At 65.2% G+C, this 23,256-nt stretch carries 24 protein-coding genes, 2 tRNA genes and 1 pseudogene; 14 read left to right on the forward strand and 13 right to left on the reverse strand.

What is annotated here, in order from left to right:
* Positions 1-59 precede the first annotated feature (59 nt).
* On the reverse strand, positions 60-566 hold the full coding sequence (locus AC6IY7_RS00255; RefSeq protein WP_497780975.1) for a disulfide bond formation protein B: 507 nt from the start codon (positions 564-566) through the stop codon (positions 60-62).
* Positions 563-1,144: a YqaA family protein gene (locus AC6IY7_RS00260; RefSeq protein WP_497780976.1), complete on the reverse strand. Its 582-nt coding sequence runs from the start codon at positions 1,142-1,144 to the stop codon at positions 563-565. The genes AC6IY7_RS00255 and AC6IY7_RS00260 overlap by 4 nt, the downstream gene beginning before the upstream one ends.
* 161 nt (positions 1,145-1,305) lie before the next feature.
* On the opposite strand from AC6IY7_RS00260, the gene AC6IY7_RS00265 reads away from it, so the two are divergent.
* A tRNA-Leu gene (locus AC6IY7_RS00265) sits at positions 1,306-1,390 on the forward strand.
* A gap of 49 nt (positions 1,391-1,439) precedes the next feature.
* Here the strand turns inward: AC6IY7_RS00265 and AC6IY7_RS00270 are convergent.
* From AC6IY7_RS00270 to AC6IY7_RS00295, 6 genes are all read right to left on the reverse strand, one after another.
* The gene (locus tag AC6IY7_RS00270) at positions 1,440-1,655 is read right to left on the reverse strand and encodes a SlyX family protein (protein ID WP_497780977.1); all 216 of its coding nucleotides are present in this window, start codon (positions 1,653-1,655) and stop codon (positions 1,440-1,442) included.
* Positions 1,656-1,778: 123 nt separating this feature from the next.
* Positions 1,779-1,883 (reverse strand): hypothetical protein, encoded by a 105-nt coding sequence (locus tag AC6IY7_RS00275; RefSeq protein ID WP_497780978.1) that lies wholly within the window; start codon positions 1,881-1,883, stop codon positions 1,779-1,781.
* A gap of 65 nt (positions 1,884-1,948) precedes the next feature.
* Positions 1,949-2,587 (reverse strand): hypothetical protein, encoded by a 639-nt coding sequence (locus AC6IY7_RS00280; protein WP_497780979.1) that lies wholly within the window; start codon positions 2,585-2,587, stop codon positions 1,949-1,951.
* 69 nt (positions 2,588-2,656) lie between these two features.
* Positions 2,657-3,574: a response regulator gene (locus AC6IY7_RS00285; protein ID WP_497780980.1), complete on the reverse strand. Its 918-nt coding sequence runs from the start codon at positions 3,572-3,574 to the stop codon at positions 2,657-2,659.
* Positions 3,564-6,935, reverse strand: a complete 3,372-nt coding sequence (locus tag AC6IY7_RS00290) for a hybrid sensor histidine kinase/response regulator (protein ID WP_497780981.1) — start codon at positions 6,933-6,935, stop codon at positions 3,564-3,566. The genes AC6IY7_RS00285 and AC6IY7_RS00290 overlap by 11 nt, the downstream gene beginning before the upstream one ends.
* 29 nt (positions 6,936-6,964) lie before the next feature.
* Positions 6,965-7,306, reverse strand: a complete 342-nt coding sequence (locus AC6IY7_RS00295; RefSeq protein ID WP_497780982.1) for a hypothetical protein — start codon at positions 7,304-7,306, stop codon at positions 6,965-6,967.
* A gap of 176 nt (positions 7,307-7,482) precedes the next feature.
* Here AC6IY7_RS00295 and AC6IY7_RS00300 point away from each other — a divergent pair, with 176 nt between their 5' ends.
* The 13 genes and pseudogenes from AC6IY7_RS00300 to ureG all read left to right on the forward strand — a co-directional run bounded on the left by AC6IY7_RS00300 (position 7,483) and on the right by ureG (position 19,262).
* Positions 7,483-8,676, forward strand: a complete 1,194-nt coding sequence (locus AC6IY7_RS00300; protein WP_497780983.1) for a hypothetical protein — start codon at positions 7,483-7,485, stop codon at positions 8,674-8,676.
* 36 nt (positions 8,677-8,712) lie between these two features.
* Positions 8,713-10,043 (forward strand): annotated as a pseudogene (urtA, locus tag AC6IY7_RS00305) (urea ABC transporter substrate-binding protein); the annotation flags it as partial.
* A gap of 14 nt (positions 10,044-10,057) precedes the next feature.
* On the forward strand, positions 10,058-11,632 hold the full coding sequence (gene urtB / locus AC6IY7_RS00310) for an urea ABC transporter permease subunit UrtB (protein ID WP_497782751.1): 1,575 nt from the start codon (positions 10,058-10,060) through the stop codon (positions 11,630-11,632).
* Between the two features lie 10 nt (positions 11,633-11,642).
* The gene (gene urtC / locus AC6IY7_RS00315; protein ID WP_497780986.1) at positions 11,643-12,764 is read left to right on the forward strand and encodes an urea ABC transporter permease subunit UrtC; all 1,122 of its coding nucleotides are present in this window, start codon (positions 11,643-11,645) and stop codon (positions 12,762-12,764) included.
* A complete protein-coding gene (gene urtD / locus AC6IY7_RS00320) occupies positions 12,761-13,522 on the forward strand; it encodes an urea ABC transporter ATP-binding protein UrtD (RefSeq protein WP_497780987.1) in 762 nt (253 codons plus the stop codon). The genes urtC and urtD overlap by 4 nt, the downstream gene beginning before the upstream one ends.
* 4 nt (positions 13,523-13,526) lie before the next feature.
* Positions 13,527-14,225, forward strand: coding sequence for an urea ABC transporter ATP-binding subunit UrtE (gene urtE, locus AC6IY7_RS00325; RefSeq protein ID WP_497780988.1), 699 nt, complete (start codon positions 13,527-13,529; stop codon positions 14,223-14,225).
* Positions 14,222-15,034: an urease accessory protein UreD gene (locus AC6IY7_RS00330; protein WP_497780989.1), complete on the forward strand. Its 813-nt coding sequence runs from the start codon at positions 14,222-14,224 to the stop codon at positions 15,032-15,034. Before urtE ends, AC6IY7_RS00330 begins: the two co-directional genes overlap by 4 nt.
* 93 nt (positions 15,035-15,127) lie before the next feature.
* Entirely contained in the window at positions 15,128-15,430 is a 303-nt protein-coding gene (locus AC6IY7_RS00335; protein WP_497780990.1) for an urease subunit gamma, read from the forward strand.
* Complete coding sequence (locus AC6IY7_RS00340) at positions 15,427-15,750, forward strand: urease subunit beta (RefSeq protein WP_497780991.1); 324 nt, start codon at positions 15,427-15,429, stop codon at positions 15,748-15,750. Before AC6IY7_RS00335 ends, AC6IY7_RS00340 begins: the two co-directional genes overlap by 4 nt.
* Entirely contained in the window at positions 15,740-17,452 is a 1,713-nt protein-coding gene (ureC, locus tag AC6IY7_RS00345) for an urease subunit alpha (protein WP_497780992.1), read from the forward strand. Before AC6IY7_RS00340 ends, ureC begins: the two co-directional genes overlap by 11 nt.
* 10 nt (positions 17,453-17,462) lie before the next feature.
* Positions 17,463-17,975 (forward strand): urease accessory protein UreE, encoded by a 513-nt coding sequence (locus tag AC6IY7_RS00350; protein WP_497780993.1) that lies wholly within the window; start codon positions 17,463-17,465, stop codon positions 17,973-17,975.
* Positions 17,881-18,648, forward strand: coding sequence for an urease accessory protein UreF (locus AC6IY7_RS00355; RefSeq protein ID WP_497780994.1), 768 nt, complete (start codon positions 17,881-17,883; stop codon positions 18,646-18,648). Before AC6IY7_RS00350 ends, AC6IY7_RS00355 begins: the two co-directional genes overlap by 95 nt.
* Entirely contained in the window at positions 18,645-19,262 is a 618-nt protein-coding gene (ureG, locus tag AC6IY7_RS00360; protein ID WP_497780995.1) for an urease accessory protein UreG, read from the forward strand. Before AC6IY7_RS00355 ends, ureG begins: the two co-directional genes overlap by 4 nt.
* A gap of 61 nt (positions 19,263-19,323) precedes the next feature.
* Here ureG and AC6IY7_RS00365 read toward each other — a convergent pair whose 3' ends face one another.
* The 5 genes from AC6IY7_RS00365 to AC6IY7_RS00385 all read right to left on the reverse strand — a co-directional run bounded on the left by AC6IY7_RS00365 (position 19,324) and on the right by AC6IY7_RS00385 (position 23,255).
* On the reverse strand, positions 19,324-20,451 hold the full coding sequence (locus tag AC6IY7_RS00365) for a GGDEF domain-containing protein (RefSeq protein WP_497780996.1): 1,128 nt from the start codon (positions 20,449-20,451) through the stop codon (positions 19,324-19,326).
* 109 nt (positions 20,452-20,560) lie between these two features.
* Positions 20,561-20,635 (reverse strand) — tRNA-Gly (locus AC6IY7_RS00370).
* Between the two features lie 95 nt (positions 20,636-20,730).
* Positions 20,731-21,189 carry a hydrogenase maturation protease gene (locus AC6IY7_RS00375; RefSeq protein WP_497780997.1) on the reverse strand — a complete coding sequence of 153 codons (459 nt, stop codon included), beginning with the start codon at positions 21,187-21,189 and terminating at the stop codon, positions 20,731-20,733.
* 1 nt (position 21,190) lies between these two features.
* Entirely contained in the window at positions 21,191-22,483 is a 1,293-nt protein-coding gene (locus AC6IY7_RS00380; protein ID WP_497782752.1) for a Ni/Fe hydrogenase subunit alpha, read from the reverse strand.
* Positions 22,473-23,255: an NADH-quinone oxidoreductase subunit B family protein gene (locus AC6IY7_RS00385; RefSeq protein WP_497780998.1), complete on the reverse strand. Its 783-nt coding sequence runs from the start codon at positions 23,253-23,255 to the stop codon at positions 22,473-22,475. Before AC6IY7_RS00385 ends, AC6IY7_RS00380 begins: the two co-directional genes overlap by 11 nt.
* Position 23,256: the final 1 nt, after the last annotated feature.

Consider the following 23,256-nt stretch of genomic DNA (forward strand, 5'->3'; position numbering starts at 1 on the left):
CGCGAGCGAACCCTTCGACAAGAGCGTCCGATGAATTTCGGCGCGGCGAGGCGCAGCGATCACGCGCTGGCGCGGGGTCCGCGCCAGGCGCGCAAGGCGATGACGGCGAGACCGCCGGAGATCAGAATGTTCCAATTGCTGAGCGTGAGCGCGAATATGCGCAGCGCCGGCCGATCGCAGCTCACCACCTTCATCTTGTCGAGCGAGGTACGGAAATCGTCGAAAGAGCCGGCCTTGCGCAGCGCGCCCGTGCATTCCGAGGGGCCGGGAAAGAGCTTCAGCTCGACGCCCGAATGATAGAGCGCGAGCGCCGTTCCCGCCGCGAAGAGGAGACCGAGCAGCGCCAGCGCAATGCGCGCGACGCCCTCCCCTCCCCGCTGCACAGCAATGGCCGCAAAGGCGGCGAGCGGAATACCGGCGTAATAGGGGATGCGCTGCTTCAGGCATAATTCGCAGGGCGCAAAGCCCATCGCCTCGATGATCCAGGCGCCGCCTATGGTGGCGACGGCGACGCCGAGAATGACGAGCGCCATGCGCAGCCGCGTGGAGAGGAGAGCCGCAATCACAGGAATTTCGCCGCCACGACGAAGCCGACGACGACGATCGCCGCCATCACGCCGATGAACAGGCCGAAATGCGCCTCGAGCTTGTCGCGGAGAAAATCGCCGAAATGATTGATCGCCGCCGCCAGAATGAAGAAGCGCGCGCCGCGCGTGATCAGCGAGAGCGCCAGAAACAGCCCGAAATTATAATCCATCAGCCCGGAGACGATGGTCACGAGCTTGAAGGGAATGGGCGTGAGCCCCTTCACCAGAATGAAGAGCGCGCCCCAATGGGCGTAGAACGCCCGCAGCGCCTCCATTTTGGCGGCATAGCCATAGAGATCGATGAGCCAGAGCCCGATGGTGTCGTAGAAGAGCGCGCCTATGGCGTAGCCGAGCGCGCCGCCGGCGACCGAGGCCACAGTGCAGATACCGGCATAGAGCCAGGAGCGCTTGGGATCGGCCAGCGACATGGGCAGGAGAATCACATCCGGCGGGATGGGGAAGAAGGAGCTTTCCGCGAAAGCGATGGCGCCGAGCGCGAGCGGCGCGTGCCGGCTGGCGGCGAGCGACATGGTCCAGTCGTAGAGCTTTTTGATCATTTTCCAACCGGTTCGGAGGATGCAGCGCCCTCGCTTACCACCTCGCCGGGCCAGAGGCGAGGCTGGCGGCGGAGGAAGCCTGTGAAACGGCGGGCGTTCTGCTTGACGGAGGCTTCGGCCCGGCTAATATCCGCGCCGCGACGCCGGCCCCGCCGGCCCGCGCCCCTGTGGCGGAATTGGTAGACGCGCTCGACTCAAAATCGAGTTCCGCAAGGAGTGCTGGTTCGACTCCGGCCAGGGGCACCAAATGCAAAATATCGACATTATTTCAAATAGATAGGCAGAGCGCCCGGCGTCAATAATGCGGCGGAGGAGGCTCCTGCGAATCGCGCTGGTCTCCCAGCTTCTGAAACTCCTCGAGCAAACGGGCGATCTGCCGCTCCAGCGTGTCGATCCTTCGCCATTGCAAAGCGATGACGTCGTTCAGCTCGGCGATGATTCTGTCCTGATGCGCGACCGCCGTCTCCAGGGCGACGAGACGAGACGACTGATCCGAAAACTCATCGCTCATCAGGAGCTCCATCGCGGCGCGCCAGCCAGACGTTTCTGGCGGCCCGCGCATCCAATCTTCGATGGCGCGGAAAGACAAGGCCTCCTCCCGACCTTCCGTCCAGACGAAGCTTTCGTCGCTCGATCAATCCGCCGCCAGCGCCTTCAGCGTCTGCAACGCCACGGAGGTCGCGGAGGAGCGGCTGTCGACGCCGGGCTTCACGAAAATCCGCTCCAGATGCTTATGCACCGTGCGCGGCGAGATGCAGAGAATCTCGGCGATGTCGTGATTCGACTTGCCGCGATCGCCAGCGCTCAGCGCAGAGCCCCGACGTAGCGCCCCGCCCCACGACCGAAAAGCGTCGCCAGATATTGGAAATATTGCGGCTGGGCGGTTCGGACCTTGTCGCGCTGGAACGGCTCCTGCGCCGTCTGGCCGTAGAGATAGGTCGTCGCCGTCGTCGCGAAATATTCCTTCACATTGCTCATCATATGAGAAGAACCGGCATAGGCCCCGGTTCCCTGCGCGCGCTCATAATAGAGCGCTATCTCCGAATTGGCGAAGCCGTCCGGGAGACCGAGCTTATGATAGGCGTGCATGAATTCGTGCAGCAGCACTGGCTTGTCGCGATTATCGACCAAGGTTGCGCCGAGTTGCACCTTGCCGCCATTGTAATGGCCCGGCGTATGCTCCGAGCGGCCGATCACCTCGACGGGCACATTCTGCAATAGGGCGATCACATCCGGCGCGAGGCCGACAGAGAGCACCTTGTCGATCTGCCGATGCATAACTTCCGCGGAGCCCGGGGCCGCGCCATCCAAATAGGTCACAGTGAAACCGCGATAGGCCTCGCGCTGTTCGGCCAGAGCCGCGTTCACGAAGGACGAGAGAGCGGCGGCGCCCAGAATTGTGCGGAAGAACGCGAGAACGAGCTTCGAAAATGGACCACGCATGGCGAAATCTCGATAAAATCAGAGGAGACGCGGCACGCTATACGATGCGGATGTCGCAGGAAAGGCCCCTCAATCCGCCGCCAGCGCCTTCAGCGTCTGCAAGGCCACGGAGGTCGCGGAGGAGCGGCTGTCGACGCCGAGCTTCACGAAAATGCGCTCCAGATGCTTATGCACCGTGCGCGGCGAGATGCAGAGAATCTCGGCGATGTCGTGATTCGACTTGCCGCGCGCCAGCCAGCTCAGCACCTCCGCCTCGCGCAGCGTCAGCGCGAATTTCTGCGCCAGAAACGCCTCATTGCTGACGCTCTGCGGCTCGGTCAGGCGAAACAGCAGCTCCTCGCCGCCGATCTCGCAGAGAAAGGAGACGGAGACGGGCCCTGCGGCGGCGGGCGCGTCATGGTCGCGGCGCTCGGCCGCCTCGCGCAGCAGCGCCGAAAAGGACTCGGGCGGCTGCGATCGCAAAATCTCGAAAGGCCCGAAGCGCGTCGCCAGAAGATCGGCCGCCTGCGGCGTGCACCAGAGCAGCCGGCCGCCGCGGTCGATCGCCAGAAGATGGCGGCCTGTCGCGTCCAGCGCCACACGCGCGCCGAAGGCCGCCTTGGCGTTGGAGACGTGAATGCGGATGCGGGCGACCAGCTCCTCGATGATGACCGGCTTCACCACATAATCGACGCCGCCGGCCTCGAGGCCCATGAGCACATGGCCCGTGTCCTTGAGCCCGGTGAGGAAGATCACCGGCAGATGGGCGAAGCGCGGATTCTGCTTGATGCGGCGGCAGGTCGCGAAACCATCGAGGCCGGACATCACCGCGTCCAGCACGACGACATTGGGCGTCACGCGCTCGAGCAGAGCGAGGGCCGCCTCGCCATTGGTCGCGGCGAGAGCGGTGAAATCGGCGCGCTCCATCGCCTCGACGAGCAGGCTCAGCTCGTCGCGATTGTCGTCGACGACGAGCGCCGTGTCGCGCTGGCGCAGGTCAGGCGACATGAGCGGCCTCGATCGTCAAAGCGGCCTCGAGCGTCTGCGCGAGCTCCTCGAACTCGAAATTCTGCGCCATCGCCCGCAATTGCGCGATGGCGGCGGCGCGCTCCGGCGCGGCGGCCTCGATCTCGCGCAGAACGGTCTCTATGCCGCGGCTGTGGCCGACGCGGCAGAGCCGCAGCAGCCGCTCGACGCTCTCGCGCGGCAGGGCCAGCGCCGCCGGCGCGAAGGGCTCCTCGCGCGCGATCGCGCGCGCTGTCACATAGAACCAGTCGAGGCCCAGAAGATTGCCGATGCGGTCGAGCATTTCGGAGAATTCGATCGGCTTCACCAGAAAATCATCATGCGGCGAATCCGCCCCGCGACGCTCCATCAGCTCATGGGCGTTGGCGGAGACCATCATGATCGGCGCCTCGGGCCCGAGCGCATCGCGCAGCCGCCGCGCGGCCTCCCAGCCGTCCATGCCGGGCATGGCGATGTCGAGCATGACGAGATCCGGGTTGCGCTCCAGGGCGAGCGCGACGCAATCGGCGCCATTGGATGCGGTCAGCACCTCGAAGCCGAGGCCGCCGAGCGATTGACGCATCACATCGAGATGGGTCGCGGTGTCGTCGGCGACGAGGATCGTCCGGCGCGCCCCGGCGTAGCCGCGGATCTGCGCCGGCTTCTGGCCCTCCTCTGGCGATGTCGCGGCGGTGAGATAAAACCGGACGACGAAGCGGCTGCCGCGCCCGAGCTCGCTCTCGACGCGCATCTCGCCGCCGATGATCTGCGTCAGCAGCTTGGTGATGGTGAGGCCGAGGCCGGTGCCGGGAATGGCGGAGACAGCCGCCATGCGGCCGCGCTCGAAGGGCGCGAAAATGCGCTCCATATCCTCCGGCACTATGCCGATCCCCGTGTCCTCGACGATGAATTCGGCGATGTCGTTGCGATAGGAGACCTTCAGCCCGGCATGGCCGCGCTCGGTGAATTTCACCGCATTGGAGACGAGATTGATGAGGATCTGGCGCAGGCGCTTCTTGTCGGTGCGCACATAGCGCGGCAGCTCCGCGCTGCGCTCGTAGCGGAAGGCGACGCCCTTGGCCGCCGCCTGCAGGCGGAACATGTCGACGAGTTGGTCCAGCGTCTCGTCGATACGGAAAATGTCGCGCGCGACATCGAGCGAGCCGGTCTCGATCTTGGCGACGTCGAGCAGGCCGTCGATGAGATTGGTGATGTGCTCCGTGCTGCGGCGAATGACGCGAATAGCGTCCTGCGGGCGCTCGGCGGCGTCGCGCTCGAGCAATTGCGCATAGCCGTTGATGGCGTTGAGCGGCGTGCGTATCTCGTGATTGAGCCCCGCTATGAAACGCGTCTTGGCGATATTGGCGGCCTCCGCCGCCTCCTTGGCGCGTTGCAGCTCGGCGTCGGTGCGCTCATGAGCGGCGATCTCCTCGCGCAAAATCTCGGTCTGGCGGCGCGTCTCCTCCTCCGCCACGCGGCGGCTCTCCTGGGCCAGCACCAGAGTCCAGGCGGCGACGCCCATGACGAGCAGCAGGCCGACGAAGACGATCTCCAGCGTCGTGCGAATGATCGGCCGCGCCGCCGGCGCGACGGCGGCGGCGTATTGGAAATAGATCGCGCCGAGTATCGCCCCGCTCGTCACTGCGAGCAGCGCCAGCACCACGATGAAACGACCGGCGCGCGTCGTGAAGAAGGGCAAGGAGAATTTCGGCAGCAGAGCGGAAAACAGCGCGCGCGCCTGCGACGCGAGCCGCGCCTCCGGCTTGCAGGCGTCCTTGCAGCGCATGTCGAGCGAGCAGCAGAGCGAGCAGATCGGGCCGCCATAGGCCGGACAGGAGGCCATGTCGCGCGGCTCGAACTCGTTCTCGCAGATCATGCAGCGCAAGGGCTCGCGGAAGACGGCGGCCGGACGCGCGATGTAATAGCGCCCGCCCGTGGCGTAGGCGATGAGCGGCGCGAGCGAGAAGGCGACGACGAAGCCGACGATCGCCGAGAGCGGCTGCAGAGTGTCGCCGAGCACCCCGTAGAGCGCCGCTGTCGAGACGATGAGCGAGCCGAGCATCGCCCCGCAGCCGACCGGATTGACGTCGTAGAGATAGGCGCGGCGAAACTCGATCTGCGGCGGGCTGAGGCCGAGCGGCTTGTCGACGACGAGATCGGCCGTCAGCGCGCCGATCCAGGCCACCGCGAAATTCGAGTAGAAGGTCAGAATGCCGTCGATGACATGGGAGACGCCGAACTCCATCAGCATCAGCGCCAAAGTGACGTTGAACACCAGCCAGACGACGCGGCCGGGATGATTATGCGTGATGCGCGAGAAGAAATTCGACCAGGCGATGGAGCCGGCATAGGCGTTGGTGACATTGATCTTCGTCTGGCAGACGACGACGAAGACGCCGGTGAGCGCGAGAGCGAGGCCCGGCGAATGGGACAGTGTGGAGAAGGCGAGATAATAGAGCTCGCTCGGCTGCGCCGCGCGCTCGGCCGGCACGCCGAGCGACAACGCCTGATAAGCGAGGAAGGAGCCGGCGGCGAGCTTGGCGACGCCGATCAAAATCCAGCCCGGCCCGGCAGCGAAGAGCGCGCAGCGCCAGCTCCTCTGGCCGATATGCGCCTTGGTCGGCAGAAAGCGCAGATAATCGACCTGCTCGCCGATCTGCGGCAGCAGCGACAAGAGGATCGAGGCGGAGAGGCCGAAGAGCTTCAGATCGAAGGAGCCGTCCAGCGCGCCGGCGGCGCCGGGAAAGGCCATCCAGCCGGAAACGGCGGGAGTTCCGACGGAGAGCAGATAGACGAGCGGCGCCGTCTGCAGCACGAGCCAGATCGGCTGCGTCCACAGCTGATAGCGGCTGATGAAGCGAATGCCGAGCGCGGCGATGGGCAGAATCACCAGCGAGGAGACGGCGTAAGCGAGGCCGAGCGGCACGCCGAGGCACATTTGCAGCGCATCGGCCATGATCGTCGCTTCGATCGCGAAGAGAATGAAGGTGAAGCAGGCGTAGATCAGCGAGGTGACGGTGGAGCCGATATAGCCGAAGCCGGCGCCGCGCGTCAGCAGATCCATGTCGACGCCATATTTGGCCGCGTAATGGCCGATCGGCAGGCTGGCGAGAAAGATCAGCGCGCCGACGGCGAGGATCGCCGCCATGGCGTTGGTGAAGCCGAACATCAGCGTCACGCCGCCGCCCAGCGCCTCGCAGGCGAGAAAGGAGATCGCCCCGAGCGCTGTGTTGGCGACGCGCCACGGCGTGAAGCGGCGCGCCGCTTCCGCCGTGTAGCGCAGCGAATAATCCTCGAGCGTCTGGTCGGCGACGAACTGGTTATAGGTCCGACGGACCGGGAAAATTCGCTGCTGCTCGCGCATGCTCTCTTTACGTTGGGGCGTCGCCCGCGTCAGACCGGCCGAGGCTCGCCCGCCGGTCGCCAGCCCTGCGCCTCGAGACAGTCTAGCATGGGCTTGGTCAGGATCGTCGTCGAGGGCGGCGGCGACACCAGCGTCGGCCGCTCGGCCTCGCCGAGCTTCTTCACGCAGGCGTCTGTGGCTTTCTTCAGGCCGCCCATGTCGCCGCCGATGTTCCACCACATGTCCACGGCGTAGCGCTGCTTGGCCAGCGCCTCGACAGGCTTCGGCGCCTTATGGCTCTTCGACGATGCGTTCGCCTGTCCGACCGCGACGACGAGCGCGAGCGCTCCCGCGGTCAATCCGAAAATATCCAATGCCGTCGTCTTGCGCATTCGCCTCACTCCCCCGCGCCGGCGAATCCTCTGCCGGCTCTCATGCCCTATTCGACGAAAAGGCGCGAACGGAGCAATACGCATTTCGGCGTATTCCTACCTAGGGGTTCGCACGACTAGTCCTTGACGTGACGAAACCGGCGCGAATCGCCGGGGGGACGACACGAGGGGGACAGATGAACCAAACCCACGAAGCACTTGCGGCGCGAAGGACAGCGCGCCGTCGGTCCAAGCTCGCGGCCAAGTCCGCGCCGGCGCTCGCCTTGGCGGTCTGCTGCCTGATTGGGGATCAGGCGGCGCAGGCCCGTGTGGTGGTTCCGTTCGGCGACGATCAATGGGTCAGCGTCGGCTTCGGCCTGCGTCCCTTCTTCAGCGACGTCACGCGCAATCACGCGGCGGGAACCAATCCCGATCGCGTCGACCTCGAGAGCTTCCGCATCTTCTCCTCGGCCTCCTTCAATCAATATCTGAAGGCGACCTTCAACACGGAAGTCTCCAGCAACAATACGATCCAAGTGCTCGACGGCTATGGCCAGTTCGAGCCGCTGGACGAGATCAACGTCTGGGGCGGCCGCATGCTGCCGCCGAGCGACCGCGCCAATCTCGACGGTCCCTATTATCTGCTCGGCTGGTCTTATCCCGGCGTCGTCTCCCGCTATCCCGGCAAGGTCTCCGGCCGCATGGACGGCGGCACGGTGTGGGGCAAGCTGTTCGAGAAGCGCCTCACTTATTCATTCGGCGTCTATGACGGCCACAATCAAATCATCGGCGCGTCGAACCAATCCGGCAATCCGCTGTTCGCCGGCCGCCTCAATCTCAATCTGCTCGATCCAGATCCCGATCCCGCCTATTACACCAGCAGCACCTATTTCGGCGGCGCAGATGTGCTGGCGATCGGCGTCGCGGCGCAATATCAGCAGGACGGCGTCGGCAATCAGCTGCAGCGCGCCGATTTCACCGCCTGGAACGTCGATGTTCTCTTCGAGAAGAAGCTCGGCGAATTCGGCGCCGCGACCTTCGAGGGCGCCTATTACCGCTACTACACCCATGGCGTGAACGACGTCGCCACCAATTTCAACAACGCCCGCTCGACCGATCTCGTCGGCGGCATACGGCCCGGCGAAGCCTATATGGTCGGCGCCGGCTATCTCATCCCTTACGTGATCGGATGGGGCCGCTTCCAGCCTTACTTCCGCTATCAATCCTTCCGCGACACGCTCGCCGCGACATGGGAGCGGCAATACGACATGGGCGTCTCCTATGTGATCGACGGACACAATCTGCGCATCACGGCCAATTACGCGATCAACCAATTCACTGCGCGCAAGGACATCGACAAGTTCATCCTCGGCGTTCAGATCCAGTTCTGAGCGCGGCGCGACCTATCCGACCTGGGAGAGAGACGAATGAAACGTAGAGTTCTGGTGAAGAGCCTCGGCATGCTCGCCGCAGGCGCGTTGCTCGCGTCGACCGCGCTCGTTCCGGCGCGCGCGGATGACAAGGGGCCGATCAAGGTCGGCATTCTGCATTCTCTCTCCGGTACGATGGCCATCAGCGAAACCGTGCTCAAGGACACGGCGCTGATGGCGATCGAGGAGATCAACGCCAAGGGCGGCGTGCTCGGGCGCAAGCTCGAGCCCGTCGTCATCGATCCCGCCTCCAACTGGCCGCTCTTCGCCGAAAAGGCGCGCCAGCTGCTCGCTGCCGACAAGGTCGCCGTCGTCTTCGGCTGCTGGACCTCCGTGTCGCGCAAATCCGTGCTGCCGGTGTTCAAGGAGCTGAATGGGCTTCTGTTCTATCCGGTGCAATATGAGGGCGAGGAGCTCGAGAAGAACGTCTTCTACACGGGCGCGGCGCCGAACCAGCAGGCCATTCCCGCGGTCGAATATCTGATGAGCAAGGCCGGCGGCGGCGCCAAGCGCTTCGTGCTGCTCGGCACCGACTACGTCTATCCGCGCACGACCAATAAGATCCTGCGCGCCTTTCTCCATTCGAAGGGCGTCACCGACGCCGACATTATGGAGGAATACACGCCCTTCGGTCACAGCGACTATCAGACGATCGTCGCCAATATCAAGAAATTCGCCTCGGGCGGCAAGACGGCCGTCGTCTCCACGATCAATGGCGACTCCAACGTGCCCTTCTACAAGGAACTCGGCAATGCCGGGCTCAAGGCGACGGAAGTTCCGGTCGTCGCCTTCTCGGTCGGCGAGGAGGAGCTGCGCGGCGTCGATGCGAAGCCGCTGGTCGGCCATCTGGCGGCGTGGAATTATTTCATGTCGCTGAAGAACCCCGCCAATACGGAGTTCAAGAAGAAATGGGCCGCCTACGCCAAGGCGCATGGAATCGCCAACGCCGACAAGCCGCTCACCAATGATCCGATGGAGGCCACCTATATCGGCGTCAATATTTGGAAGCAGGCCGTCGAGAAGGCCAAGACGACCGATGTCGACAAGGTGATCGCCGCCGTCGGCGGCCAGAAGTTCGAGGCGCCCTCCGGCTTCACCGCCGAGATGGATGCGAAGAACCACCATCTCCACAAGCCTGTGTTCATCGGCGAGGTGAAGGCGGACGGCCAGTTCAATGTGGTGTGGAAGACGCCGGGCCCGGTGCGCGCGCAGCCCTGGAGCCCCTTCATTCCCGGCAATGACAAGAAGAAGGACGAGCCGGATACGCATTGACGAAAAAGACGGGCGGCCCGACGATCGGGCCGCCCGAATGCGGCGGCGAATGGAGCGTTGAAATTTGCGTATGCTCAGACTGGTCGCCGGCCTTATGCTGCTGGCGATGTCCGCGGCGCCGGCCATGGCGCTCGACCGCGGGGGAATCGCCCAATTGACCGGCGGCGATCCGGACGAGCAGCGCAGTGCGCTCGACGCCGCCGCCGCGCGCGGCGATCTTTCCGCCATCCCATTTCTCCGCGATCTGCTCGCCGATCGCGTGAAGCTTGCCAACGACAAGGCGCTGATCGTCGACGGCGACACGATCGTCGATGCGCTCGACCGCACACCCGCCGAGCTTCCCGCCGACCCCGAGGACGTATCGACGAGCAACAGCCTGCGCCTCACGATCGAGGAGACCATTGCTCTGCTCGAGCTGGCTTCGCCCGATCGCGCCCTTCGCCAGGAGGCGGTGAAACGGCTCCAGAACGCCGAATTCGACGAGGCCCGCCTCTCGCTGCTGGCCAAGGCCGAACAAAAAGAGCGCGACGCCGGCGTACGCGACACGCTGCGCCAGATGCGCGCGCTCGGCGAATTACAGAGCGCGGATCGCACGCTGCGCCTTTCCGCCGCGCAGGCCCTGCGCACTACGATTTCCGGCCGCGTGCGCGAGGCGCTGAAGACGCGCCTCGCCAAGGAGGAGGACGGCGAGGTGCGCGTGGCGCTGACGCGCTCGCTGCGCAATGTGGAATCGAGCCTCGCGGTCGGCGAGAATCTCGGCGTCGTCTTCTCGGGGCTGAGCCTCGGCAGCATATTGCTGCTCGCCGCGCTCGGCCTCGCCATCACTTACGGGCTGATGGGCGTCATCAATATGGCGCATGGCGAGATGATGATGATCGGCGCCTATGCGACCTATGTCGTGCAAAATCTTTTCCGCGCGCATCTTCCCGATTATTTCCAATGGTATCTCGCCGCCGCCGCGCCGGTCGCCTTTCTCGTCGCCGCTCTCGTCGGCGTCGCCATAGAGCGCACGGTGATCCGTTTTCTCTATGGCCGCGCGCTGGAGACGCTGCTCGCCACCTGGGGCGTCAGCCTCATATTGATGCAAGCGGTGCGCAGCCTGTTCGGCGCGCAGAATGTGCAGGTCGAAAATCCCGCCTGGATGTCCGGCCGCGTCTTCGTCACCGACAATCTCGAGCTCCCCTACAACCGCATCGTCATCATCGCCTTCTCGGTCGGCGTGCTGCTGCTCGTCTCCTTCCTGCTCGCGCGCACGCGCCTCGGGCTCTTCGTGCGCGCGGTGACGCAGAACCGCGGAATGGCGCGCTGCGTCGGCGTCGATTCCGCGCGCATCGACACCATGGCCTTCGCGCTCGGCTCCGGCCTCGCCGGGCTCGCCGGCGTGGCGCTGTCGCAGGTCGGCAATGTGGGGCCGGATCTCGGCCAGCATTATATCGTCGACAGTTTCATGGTGGTGGTGCTCGGCGGCGTCGGCCAGCTCGCGGGCGCCGTCTATGCCGCGCTCGGCTTGGGCGTCGCCGGAAAGATTCTCGAAAACATGTCCGGCGCCGTTCTCGCGGAGATCACACTTCTGATCTTCATCGTCGTCTTCATTCAGAAGCGTCCGCAGGGCCTGTTCGCGCTCGGCGGCCGACAGGCCGATTGAGTTTCGAACGATGCTCTACATCCCCCCCGCCCCATCGCTGGCCACACGGCTCTTCGGCCTACGCGGCTGGATCGCATTTTACGCCGCGGCGCTCGCCATATTCGTCGCCGCGCCGCTCGCCAATCTCGTCACGCCGGAGGGCTCCTTCCTTCATCTCTCCGACGCCTCCGTCGCGCTCCTCGGCAAATTCTTCTGCTACGCCATGCTGGCGCTCGCCATGGACCTCGTCTGGGGCTATGCGGGAATCCTGAGCCTCGGCCACGGCATTTTCTTCGCGCTCGGAGGCTACGCCTTCGGAATGTATCTGATGCGCCAGATCGGCCGGGACGGCAGCTATCATTCCGATCTGCCGGATTTCATGGTCTTCCTCGACTGGAAAGCCTATCCCTGGTTCTGGAGCTTCACCGACCATTTCGCTTATTCCGCCGCGCTCGCCATTCTCGCGCCTGCGGCTCTCGCCTTGGCGTTCGGCTATTTCGCCTTTCGCTCGCGCATAAAGGGCGTCTATTTCTCCATCATCACCCAGGCGCTCACCTATGCGATGATGCTGCTGTTCTTCCGCAACGAGACCGGCTTCGGCGGCAATAATGGCTTCACCGATTTCAAGCGAATATTGGACTATCCGCTGGCGACGCCGACAACGCGCATGATCCTCTTCACGCTGACCGGCGCCTGCCTTCTCGCTCTCTTGCTCGTCTCGCGCTTTCTCGTCACCAGCAAATTCGGCCGCGTGCTCACCGCCATACGCGAGGCGGAGAGCCGGGTGATGTTCTGCGGCTATGACACGCTCGCCTACAAGCTCGCGATCTGGACCTTCTCGGCGGCGATCTGCGGGCTCGCCGGCGCGCTCTATGTGCCGCAGGTCGGCATCATCAATCCGAGCGAGATGTCGCCGGCCGCCTCGATCGAGATCGCCATATGGGCGGCGGTCGGCGGGCGCGGCACGCTGATCGGTCCGCTGATCGGCGCCTTTCTCGTCAATGGCGCGAAGAGCTTCTTCACCGCCGCCATTCCCGAATATTGGCTGTTCTTCTTAGGGCTCCTCTTCGTGCTCGTCACTCTGCTGCTGCCCAAGGGCGTCATCGGCCTCCTCGACACGCTGGCTTCCGTCCGCAAGGAGCGCGCGCGATGATCGGCGAGGCGGATATGTCGAGCGGAGTCGCGCTCTATCTCGACGATGTGCAGGTGACTTTCGACGGCTTCCGCGCGCTGCGCGGCCTCTCTCTGTCGATCGACACGGGCGAGCTTCGCTGCATCATCGGCCCCAATGGCGCCGGCAAGACGACGATGATGGACGTCATCACCGGCAAGACGCGGCCGGATGTGGGAACCGTCTATTTCGGCCGCTCGCTCGATCTCACCAAAATGAACGAGCCGCAGATCGCCGCCGCCGGCATAGGGCGTAAATTCCAAAAGCCGACCGTGTTCGAGCATCTGACCGTGTTCGAGAATCTCGAACTCGCGATAAAGGCGGACAAGAGCGTGCGCGCCTCGCTGTTTCGCCGCCTCACCGGCGAGCAGATCGACCGCATCAGTGAATTGCTGGAGACGGTGGAGCTGGCCGACAAGGCCAAGGAGCGCGCCGGCCTGCTCTCGCATGGGCAAAAGCAATGGCTCGAGATCGGCATGCTGCTGGCGCAGCGTCCGCTGCTGCTGCTGCTGGACGAGCCGGTCGCCGGCATGACCGATCACGAGACGAAGCGCACCGCCGAGCTGCTGCTGTCGCTCGCGGGAAAGCATTCGATCATGGTGGTGGAGCACGATATGGAGTTCGTCGGCGCCATAGCGCGCAAGGTGACGGTGCTACACGAAGGCGCCGTGCTGGCCGAAGGTCCGCTCAGCGATGTGCAGAGCGACGAGCGCGTCATCGAAGTCTATCTGGGGCGCTAGGACCATGCTCGAAATCAGCGGCCTCCATCAATATTACGGCAGCAGCCATATATTGCGCGATGTCTCCTTCACCGCGCCCAAAGGCGCCTGCACCGTGCTGCTCGGGCGCAATGGCGTCGGCAAGACGACGCTGCTGCGCAGCATTATGGGCGTCACGCCGATCCGCAGCGGCGCCATAAGCTTCAATGGCGAGGATATCTCCAAGCTCTCGTCCAATCAGCGCGCAGCGCGCGGCGTCGCCTATGTGCCGCAGGGCCGCGAGATTTTTTCCCGCCTCACAGTAGAGGAAAATCTGCTGATGGGCATGGCGGTGAAGCCCGCGCGCAAGGCCTCCACCGTGCCGAGCGAAATCTATGAGATGTTCCCGGTGCTGAAGGAGATGCTGCGGCGGCGCGGCGGCGATCTCTCCGGCGGCCAGCAGCAACAGCTCGCCATCGCCCGCGCGCTCGTCGCCGATCCTAAGCTCATCATTCTGGACGAGCCGACGGAAGGCATCCAGCCCTCCATCATCAAGCTCATCGGCGAGGTGATAAAGGGCTTGAGCAAACGCGGCGATCTCGCCATTCTGCTCGTCGAGCAATATTATGACTTCGGCCGCGAGCTGGCGGATCATTACATGGTCATGTCGCGCGGGCAGATCGTCAGACAAGGCCTCGGAGCCGATATGGACAAGGACAATATCAGGGATTTCGTGGCGTTGTGAACGGTCCTCAACGTGCGAGGGGCCGCGTCGAATTGCGCTATGCGCAAGTTCAGGGAGCGAGCCGGTTGCGACATTTGGCGCAGGAGGCGCCGCTGAGGGCGCTGTTTCCCGCCGTCGAGCCTCATGAGGCGCCCGAGGCGGCGATCGTCAACACTGGCGGCGGCGTCGTCGGCGGCGATCGCTATGCGCTGGACATAGAGGTCGAGGCCGGCGCCGCGTTGACGATCACCACGCCGGCGGCCGAGAAAATCTATCGCTCCAGCGGCGCGGACGCCGAGATCGTCGCGCATCTTCGCTGCGGAGAAGGCGCGCGGCTCGAATGGCTGCCGCAGGAGACGATCCTCTTCGATGGCGCGCGCCTACGTCGGCGCCTCGAGATTGATCTTTCGCCGAATGCGCGCTTCCTCGGCGTCGAGACGATAGTGTTCGGCCGGCGCGCGAGCGGCGAATTTTTGAACAGCGGCGCGTTGCGCGACGCCTGGATGCTGCGCATCGACGGTAAGCCGGCGTGGGCCGACGCCATCGGCCTCGCGGGCGACATGGCCGCGCAACGCGCCGGGCGCTTCGGCCTCGGCGACGCCGCCGGCTATGCGACCATCGTCGTCGCCGGGCCGCATGCTTCGACGCTTCTGCCGCGCGCACGCGACCTCGCGCGAGGCGCGGCGACGCTCGTCAATGGCGTTCTGCTGCTGCGTTTTCTCGATAGCGACGCGGCGCGGTTGCGCGGCGCGGTGATCGAGACGCTGGCGGCGTTGCGACCCGAGGCGACCGGCGGGCGCGGCGCCGCGCCGCGTCTGTGGCTCAACTAAAGAAGATGCGCCGGGGCGAGCCTGAAGGCTCGCGGACCGAGCGCGCCAAAGGACCGCGAGCCATCAGGCTCGCTCGAGAAGGGAGAAGGCGGAATGCATCTGACGCCGCGCGAAAAGGACAAGCTGCTCGTCGCCATGGCGGCGATGGTGGCGCGCCGGCGCCTCGAGCGCGGCGCCAAGCTCAACTATCCGGAGGCGGTCGCGCTCATCACCGATTTCGTCGTCGAAGGCGCGCGCGACGGACGTTCGGTGGCGGAGCTGCGCACTCGAGGCGCGAGCGTGCTGACGCGCGAGCAGGTGATGGAGGGAGTGGCCGAGATGATCGAGGCCGTGCAGGTCGAGGCGACCTTCCCGGATGGCGTGAAGCTCGTCACCGTTCACGAGCCGATCCGATGATACCGGGCGAGATCATTCCCGCCGATGGCGAGATCACCCTCAACGAAGAGCGCGCCACCATTTCGCTCGCGGTCGCCAACACAGGCGATCGGCCGATCCAAGTCGGCTCGCATTATCATTTCGGCGAGACCAATAACGCGCTGCAATTCGATCGCGCCAAGGCGCGCGGCATGCGGCTCGACATTCCGGCCGGCTCGGCCGTGCGCTTCGAGCCGGGACAGACGCGCATCGTCACGCTCGTACCTTACGCCGGCGAGCGCGCGGTCTATGGATTCAATGGCGCGGTGATGGGACCTCTGGAGGCGCGAGATGGCGAATAAGATTTCCCGGCGCGCCTATGCCGGAATGTTCGGCCCGACGACGGGCGACCGCATTCGCCTCGCCGATACGGAGCTCTTGATCGAGATCGAGCGCGACTGCACCATCTATGGCGAGGAGGTGAAATTCGGCGGCGGCAAGGTCATCCGCGACGGCATGGGGCAGAGCCAGCGCTCTAATGCGGAAGGCGCGGTCGACACCGTCATCACCAACGCCGTGATCCTCGATCATTGGGGCATCGTCAAAGCCGATATCGGCATCGTCAATGGCCGCGTCGCGCGCATCGGCAAGGCGGGCAATCCCGATGTGCAGCCCGGCGTCGACATCATCATCGGGCCCGGCACGGAAATCATCGCCGGCGAGGGCCGCATCGTCACCGCGGGCGGCATAGACACGCATATTCATTTCATCTGCCCACAGCAGTGCGAGGAGGCGCTGGCGAGCGGCGTCACAACGATGCTCGGCGGCGGCACTGGCCCCGCCGAAGGGACAAAGGCGACGACCTGCACGCCCGGCCCCTGGCATTTGAAGCGCATGCTGCAGGCTGCCGAGGGGCTGCCGGTCAATCTCGGCTTCTTCGGCAAGGGCAACGCCAGCCAGCCGCGCGCGCTCGTCGAGATGATCGAGGCCGGCGCCATCGGCCTCAAGCTGCATGAGGATTGGGGCTCGAGCCCGGCGGCGATCGATTGCGCGCTGACCGTCGCCGACGACTACGACGTGCAGGTCACGCTGCACAGCGACACGCTGAACGAGAGCGGCTTCGTCGAGGCGACGATCGCCGCCTTCAAGGGCCGCACCATTCACGCCTTCCACACGGAGGGCGCCGGCGGCGGCCATGCGCCGGATATCATCAAAGTTGCGGGCGAGCCCAATGTGCTCCCCTCCTCCACCAATCCGACGCGCCCGTACACGATCAACACGCTCGACGAGCATCTCGACATGCTGCTCGTCTGCCATCATCTCGATCCGAAGATTCCCGAGGACATCGCCTTCGCCGAGAGCCGCATTCGCAAGGAGACGATCGCGGCGGAGGATATTCTCCACGATCTCGGCGCGCTGTCGATGTATTCTTCCGACAGCCAGGCGATGGGCCGCGTCGGCGAGGTGATCATTCGCTGCTGGCAGACGGCAGATAAGATGCGCCGCCAGCGCGGCAAGCTCGCAGGCGACGGCGTCGGCAACGATAATTTCCGCGCCCGCCGCTATGTGGCGAAATATACGATCAATCCCGCCATCGCGCATGGGATCGCCGATCTCGTCGGCTCGATCGAGCCGGGCAAGCTCGCCGATCTCGTGCTGTGGTCGCCGGCCTTTTTCGGCGTGAAGCCGGATCTCATATTGAAGGGCGGCAGCATTGCGATGGCGGCGATGGGCGATCCCAATGCTTCCATCCCGACTCCGCAACCGGTGCATTATCGGCCTATGTTCGCGGGCTTCGGCCGCAGCCTCACGCAGAGCAGCGTGACCTTCGTCAGCCGCGCTGCGCGCGAGGCGTCCGTCGCACAGAAATATGGGCTCGAGCGGCCGCTGCATGTCGTGACCAACACACGCGGACAAATCTCCAAGCGCAGCATGATCCTCAATGACGCGACGCCGAAGATAGAGGTCGATGCGCAAACTTACGAAGTGCGCGCCGACGGCGAGCTCCTGACTTGTGAACCAGCGACGGTCCTGCCGATGGCGCAACGCTATTTCCTGTTCTGAGGAGACAAAGATGCGTGCGGCGCATGTTCTTCCTGCGGGGGGCTGGGACAAAGACCGAGAGCGCGGAACCGCGACGCTCGATTGGGACGAGCGCCATCGCCGGCGCCGCAGCCTGACCAGCGATCAGGGTGAGCCCTTTCTGCTCGATCTCGCCGAAGCCGCGCGACTCGGCGAAGGCGACGGGCTCGCGCTCGAGGACGGCTCGGTGATCCGCGTCGTCGCCAAGCCGGAACCGGTTCTGGAAATCGGGGCGGGAACGGCCGGGTTGGCGCGCCTCGCCTATCATCTCGGCAATCGGCATCTCGCCATTCAAATTTTCGCCGATCGACTCGTCATTCGCGCGGACGCTGTCATCGCCGATATGGTCGAGGGGCTGGGCGGGATCGTCACGCGGCGCGACTCGCCCTTCGATCCGGAGAGCGGCGCCTATGGCGGCCATGCCTCGCATCGTCACGATGATCATCATCACGAGCACGATCATCATCACGAGCATAAGCGTCGCCACGAGCATGAACATGGATGAGCCGCGCGACTGGCTGCTGCCGCTGCTGACATGGATGTCGCCGGCCTATCCGGTGGGCGGCTTCGCCTTCAGCCACGGGCTCGAATGGGCGGTCGAGACGGGCGACGTCCGCTGCCGTGGCGATCTCGAATCCTATGTCCGCACCGCGCTCGAAGACGGCGGCGGCTGGTGCGATCTCGTCTTTCTGGCGGCCGCTTGGCGCGCCGCGCGTGACGGCGACGCCGATACGCTGGACGCGATCGCCGATCTTTCCGCCGCCTGGCGCGGCAGCGCGGAAACGGCGCTCGAAGCGCGCCATCAGGGCGCGGCATTCGCGCGCGCCACATGCGCCGCTTTTCCCGGGACGCCGCTCGACGCGCTCGCCGAGCGGCGCGGCGGCGAGATCGCTTTTCCCGTCGCGGTCGGCGCGGCGACGGTGAATGCGCCGCTCGAGGCCGCGCTCCTGGCCTTTGCACAGGCCTTCGCCGCCAATCTGGTCTCCGCCGGCGTGCGGCTCATCCCGCTCGGCCAGACCGATGGGCTGCTGGCGCTCGCCGCCCTCGCTCCCGTGGTGACGAACGCCGCGCGCGCCGCGCGAGACACGCCGCTCGACGCGCTCTCCACCTCCGCCCTGCGCATAGACCTCGCGTCCATGCGTCATGAAACCCAATATACGAGGCTGTTCCGCTCATGACGCGCTCTCCCCATGGTCCGCTGCGTGTCGGCGTCGGCGGCCCGGTCGGCTCCGGCAAGACGGCGCTGATGGACCGGCTCTGCAAAGCGCTGCGCGACAAATATCGCCTCGCCGCCATCACCAACGACATCTACACGAAAGAGGACGCGGAATTTCTCGCGCGTTCCGGCGCCCTCGCGCCCGAGCGCATCGTCGGCGTCGAGACGGGCGGCTGCCCGCATACGGCGATCCGCGAGGACGCCTCGGCCAATCTCGCGGCAGTCGCCGAGATGAACCGCAGATTCCCCGATCTCGATCTCATCCTCATCGAGAGCGGCGGCGACAATCTCGCCGCCACTTTCAGCCCCGAGCTCGCCGACTTGACGCTCTATGTCATCGACGTCTCGGCCGGCGACAAGATTCCGCGCAAGGGCGGCCCCGGCATCACGCGCTCCGATCTACTCATCATCAACAAGATCGATCTCGCGCCGCTCGTCGGCGCCTCGCTCGAGGTGATGGATCGCGACGCCCGCCGCATGCGCGGCGAACGGCCCTTCGTCTTCGCCAATCTGAAGGAGAATATCGGGCTCGACGCGATCGCCGGCTTCATCGAGCGCATAGGCGGGCTGATCTGACTTTTCGTTCGCAGCGAAATTCGATCGCGCGAAGCGCGGAACGGCCCGACGCTCGAGACGATTATCGCTGGGCGACGAAGACCTGATTGCGGCCGCCGGATTTGGCGACATAGAGCGCCTTGTCGGCGGCCTCTTTCAGCGCGGAGAGATCGGGCGTCTCATGTCCGGAGAGCGCAATGCCGACGCTGACGGAGGCGAGGCCGTCGCCGAGCGCCGCCGCGGCGGAGCCATAGGCGGAACGAATGCGCTCGGCCACCGCCTCCGCCCGCGCGCGGTCGACGCGCGTCAGCAGAAGCGCGAATTCGTCGCCGCCGATGCGCGCCAGAAAATCCTCGTTGCGAATGCTCTTGGCCGCCACCTCGCCGAAGGTCGTCAAGGCGCGGTCGCCCATCGAATGGCCGAAGCCGTCGTTGATCGCCTTCAGCCGATCCAGATCGAAGATGAGCAGAGCGGAATCGCCTTGGTCGCGCGAATTGCGGATCACGACATCGGCGTTGTGATCGAAGCTGCGCCGGTTGGAAAGTCCGGTCAAAGGGTCGGTCGCCGCCATGAACTTCTGATGCGCGACGGCGCTCTCCTTCGTCACCGCCAGCAAAGCGAAGCCGAGCAGGAGAGCGTAGCTCATACCCTCCAGCGAGACCGCGGCGACGAAGGGCCGCGGATCGAACGCATCGCCGCGCGCCATCGACAGCACCACGAGAGCGGCGACGACGGCTCCGAAACAGGCATGCGCGGCGGTGAGCGCGATCGTCGCCTGCTGGGTCCAGGACCGTTGCCGGCGTAACGAGGCGAATTCGTCGGCGAGCAAGAAGGCGTAGACCGCCGAAATCGCGCAGCGATCGACGATGCGGACCGAATCGACGCTCAAGGAAAAGAACAGAAGCCAGAACGCGCCGCCCGCGAGCGCCAGTCGCATATCCACGGGCTGGCCGCTGAACACGCGCGCCCCGCCCCAGACGAGCCCACTGCCCCAAAGGGTGAGCGCATTGCCGAGTCCGATCGCCAGAAGAGGGTAGGACTCGCGAAACGACAGCAGAGCGACGCCTGCGCTGATCGCGAACTGGGCCACGCACCACCAGCGATATTCGACGGCCTCCGGATCATCGCGCCAGACGAGAAAGAGAAAGGCGCCGAGAACCGCAAACACGCAGGAATGCATCAGCAGCAACGTCGGGAGACAATCCGCCATGGTCACACGATCCGGATGAAACTTTCCGACCGTCTCCCCCGCGAAAACACGCGACCTATTCGAGCGAGGCGGCCAAAAAGCAAGCGCTGTTGAAACGAACTGCGCGAAATGGAGCGGGCGATGGGAATCGAACCCACGACATACAGCTTGGGAAGCTGTCGTTCTGCCACTGAACTACGCCCGCGAACCGCCTGAAGATTGCTAATCCTATAGGGTTTTTCCGTCGCCTGGGCAAGGTCGCGCGTGTTTTTCCGTCGGTGGAAAGCGTCCGCCCCCGAATTACCGATCGAGCGCGAATTCGGCCAGGATCAGCCGTGTCGCCTCCGCCGCGCCCGCCTCTGCTCCGGCCGACAAAGGCGCGCCCGGCGCAAAGCTCTCCCCCTCGATCGCGAACAGAACGCAAACCGGCGGAAGATCTCCGAGCGCCCGCGCGAGGCCGATCGCCTCGGCGGGACCGAAGCCATGGCTCGACCAGCCGAAATCGCCGGCCAGCGGCGGCCACGCGTCGCGGAGATCGAAGCGTCGCACCGTCCCCGGCGGCGCGCCGGAGAGAGCGGCGTCGACGATGATCGCCACGAACGCCCCTTCCAGCGCGTCGAGGACGAGCGTCGCCTCGCCGCCGCATTCGACGAGCTCGAACGTTGCTGTAGCGCCCTGCAGCAGCGCGGCTACACGGCGGCCGATGGCGTCGTCGCCGCGATCGGGATTGCCGATGCAGAGGACGATGCGACGCTCCATCTCAGCCCCGGTCGATGACGAGCCGCAGGAAATGCGTCGAGCAGGAGATGCACGGGTCATGATTGCGCACCGTCTGCTCGCAGCGGTAACGCAAATCCTCCTCCGGCAGATCGAGGAAGCGGCCGACGAGGCTCTTCAAATCCTCCTCGATCATCCCCTGATTTTGCGAGGTCGGCGGCGTGATGACGGCCTCGGCGATCGTTCCGTCCGCCTCGAGGCGATAGCGATGATAGAGCATGCCGCGCGGCGCCTCTGTCGCCGCATGACCGACGCCGGCGCGCGGCGCGATCGCGATGCAGGGCGCGTCGGGCTCCTCATAGCGCGCAATGATGCGCAGCGCCTCGTCCAGCGCATAGACGGTCTCGACCGCGCGCACGATGATGCTGCGAAAAGGGTTGGAGCAGACGGGCCCGAGGCCCGCTTCGCGCGCGGCCTCTTGCGCGAGCGGCGACAGAGACGCGAAATTCAGCGCATAGCGCGCGAGCGGGCCGGTGAGATAGGCCCCACCGCCATGGCGCATGCGCGCATGCAGCGCGGTTGAGCGCTCGACGTGGAATTCCTCGAAATGCGCGTCGAATTCGCGCGCGGCGATATCGAGCCCACGGCTCGAGACGATGCGTCCCTCGTTAAACGGATATTCGCCCTCGTGACGCAGCGCCACGAAGACATAATCGCGCGCGCAATCTGGAAAATCGAATCCGGCGACGAAGCGAACGACCTCGAGCGCTCCGCTCAGCGCCCGCTCCAGCCGCTCCACCAGCGCGAGCAGCTCGCGCTTGCGCGGCGCGCGATAAAAGCCGCCGACGCGCACATTGATCGGATGAATCTCGCGCCCGCCGACGAGCGTCATGATCTCGTTGCCGGCCTTTTTGATCGCAAGGCCGCGCCGCACGACATCGCCATGATCGCGCGCCATCTCGACGCCGCCGGCATAGCCGAGAAAATCCGGCATATGCAGCATGTGCACGTGCAGCATGTGGCTCTCGATCCATTCGCCACAATAGAGCAAGCGCCGCAGATCGCGCAGCGGCCCGGTCACGCGGACGCCGAGCGCATCCTCCATCGCATGGACCGCGCTCATCTGATAGGCGACGGGACAAATGCCGCAAATGCGCGCGGCTATGTCGGGCGCCTCGGTGAAGGCGCGCCCGCGGATCAGCGCCTCGAAAAAGCGCGGCGGCTCGAAGATGTTCAGCGCAGCGCTCTTCACCACGCCATCGCGCACGACGATCTCGAGCCCGCCTTCGCCCTCCACCCGCGCCAGCGCGCCGACCGAAATGGTTCTAGTCGTCATGGCGCTCGCTCTCTTTGCGGAAGGCATCGGCATCGGCGTTGAACGTGCGATAGACGCGGCGCAAAGCCTCCTCATCCATGCCGAGCGCCGAGAGCCGCGCGCTCAGCGAGGGCGCATTGGGCGTCTCCATCGGACCGAAACAGCCATAGCAGCCGCGATCGTAAGACGGACACAGCGCGCCGCAGCCCGCATGAGTGACGGGCCCGAGGCACGGCGTCCCATGCGCCACCATCACACAGACATTGCCCTTCAGCTTGCATTGCAGGCAGACGCTATGCGACGGCGTCGCTGGCTTGCGGCCGGCCAGAAAGCTCGAGATCACCTCGATCAGCTGGCCCTTGTCGATCGGACAGCCGCGCAGCTCGAAATCGACCTTCACATGATCGGCGATCGGCGTCGACGTCGCGAGCGTATGGATATAATCCGGCCGCGCATAGACGATGGACGCATAGTCGCGCACATCGGCGAAATTGCGTAAGCCCTGTATGCCGCCCGCTGTCGCGCAGGCGCCGATGGTGACGAGCGCGCGCGAGCGTCGCCGCACATCCTGGATGCGCTCCGCGTCATGCGGCGTGGTGATGGAGCCTTCGACGAGCGAGAGATCATAATTGCCGCGGATCGGCGCGCGCGTCGCCTCGGGAAAATAGGCGATGTCCAGCGCCTGCGCCACGGCGAGCAGCTCGTCCTCGCAATCGAGCAGGCTGAGCTGGCAGCCGTCGCAGGAGGCGAATTTCCACACGGCGAGCCGCGGCGCGTGATGTTGCGCGCTCATA

Source organism: Methylosinus sp. is20ea, from assembly GCF_059718135.1.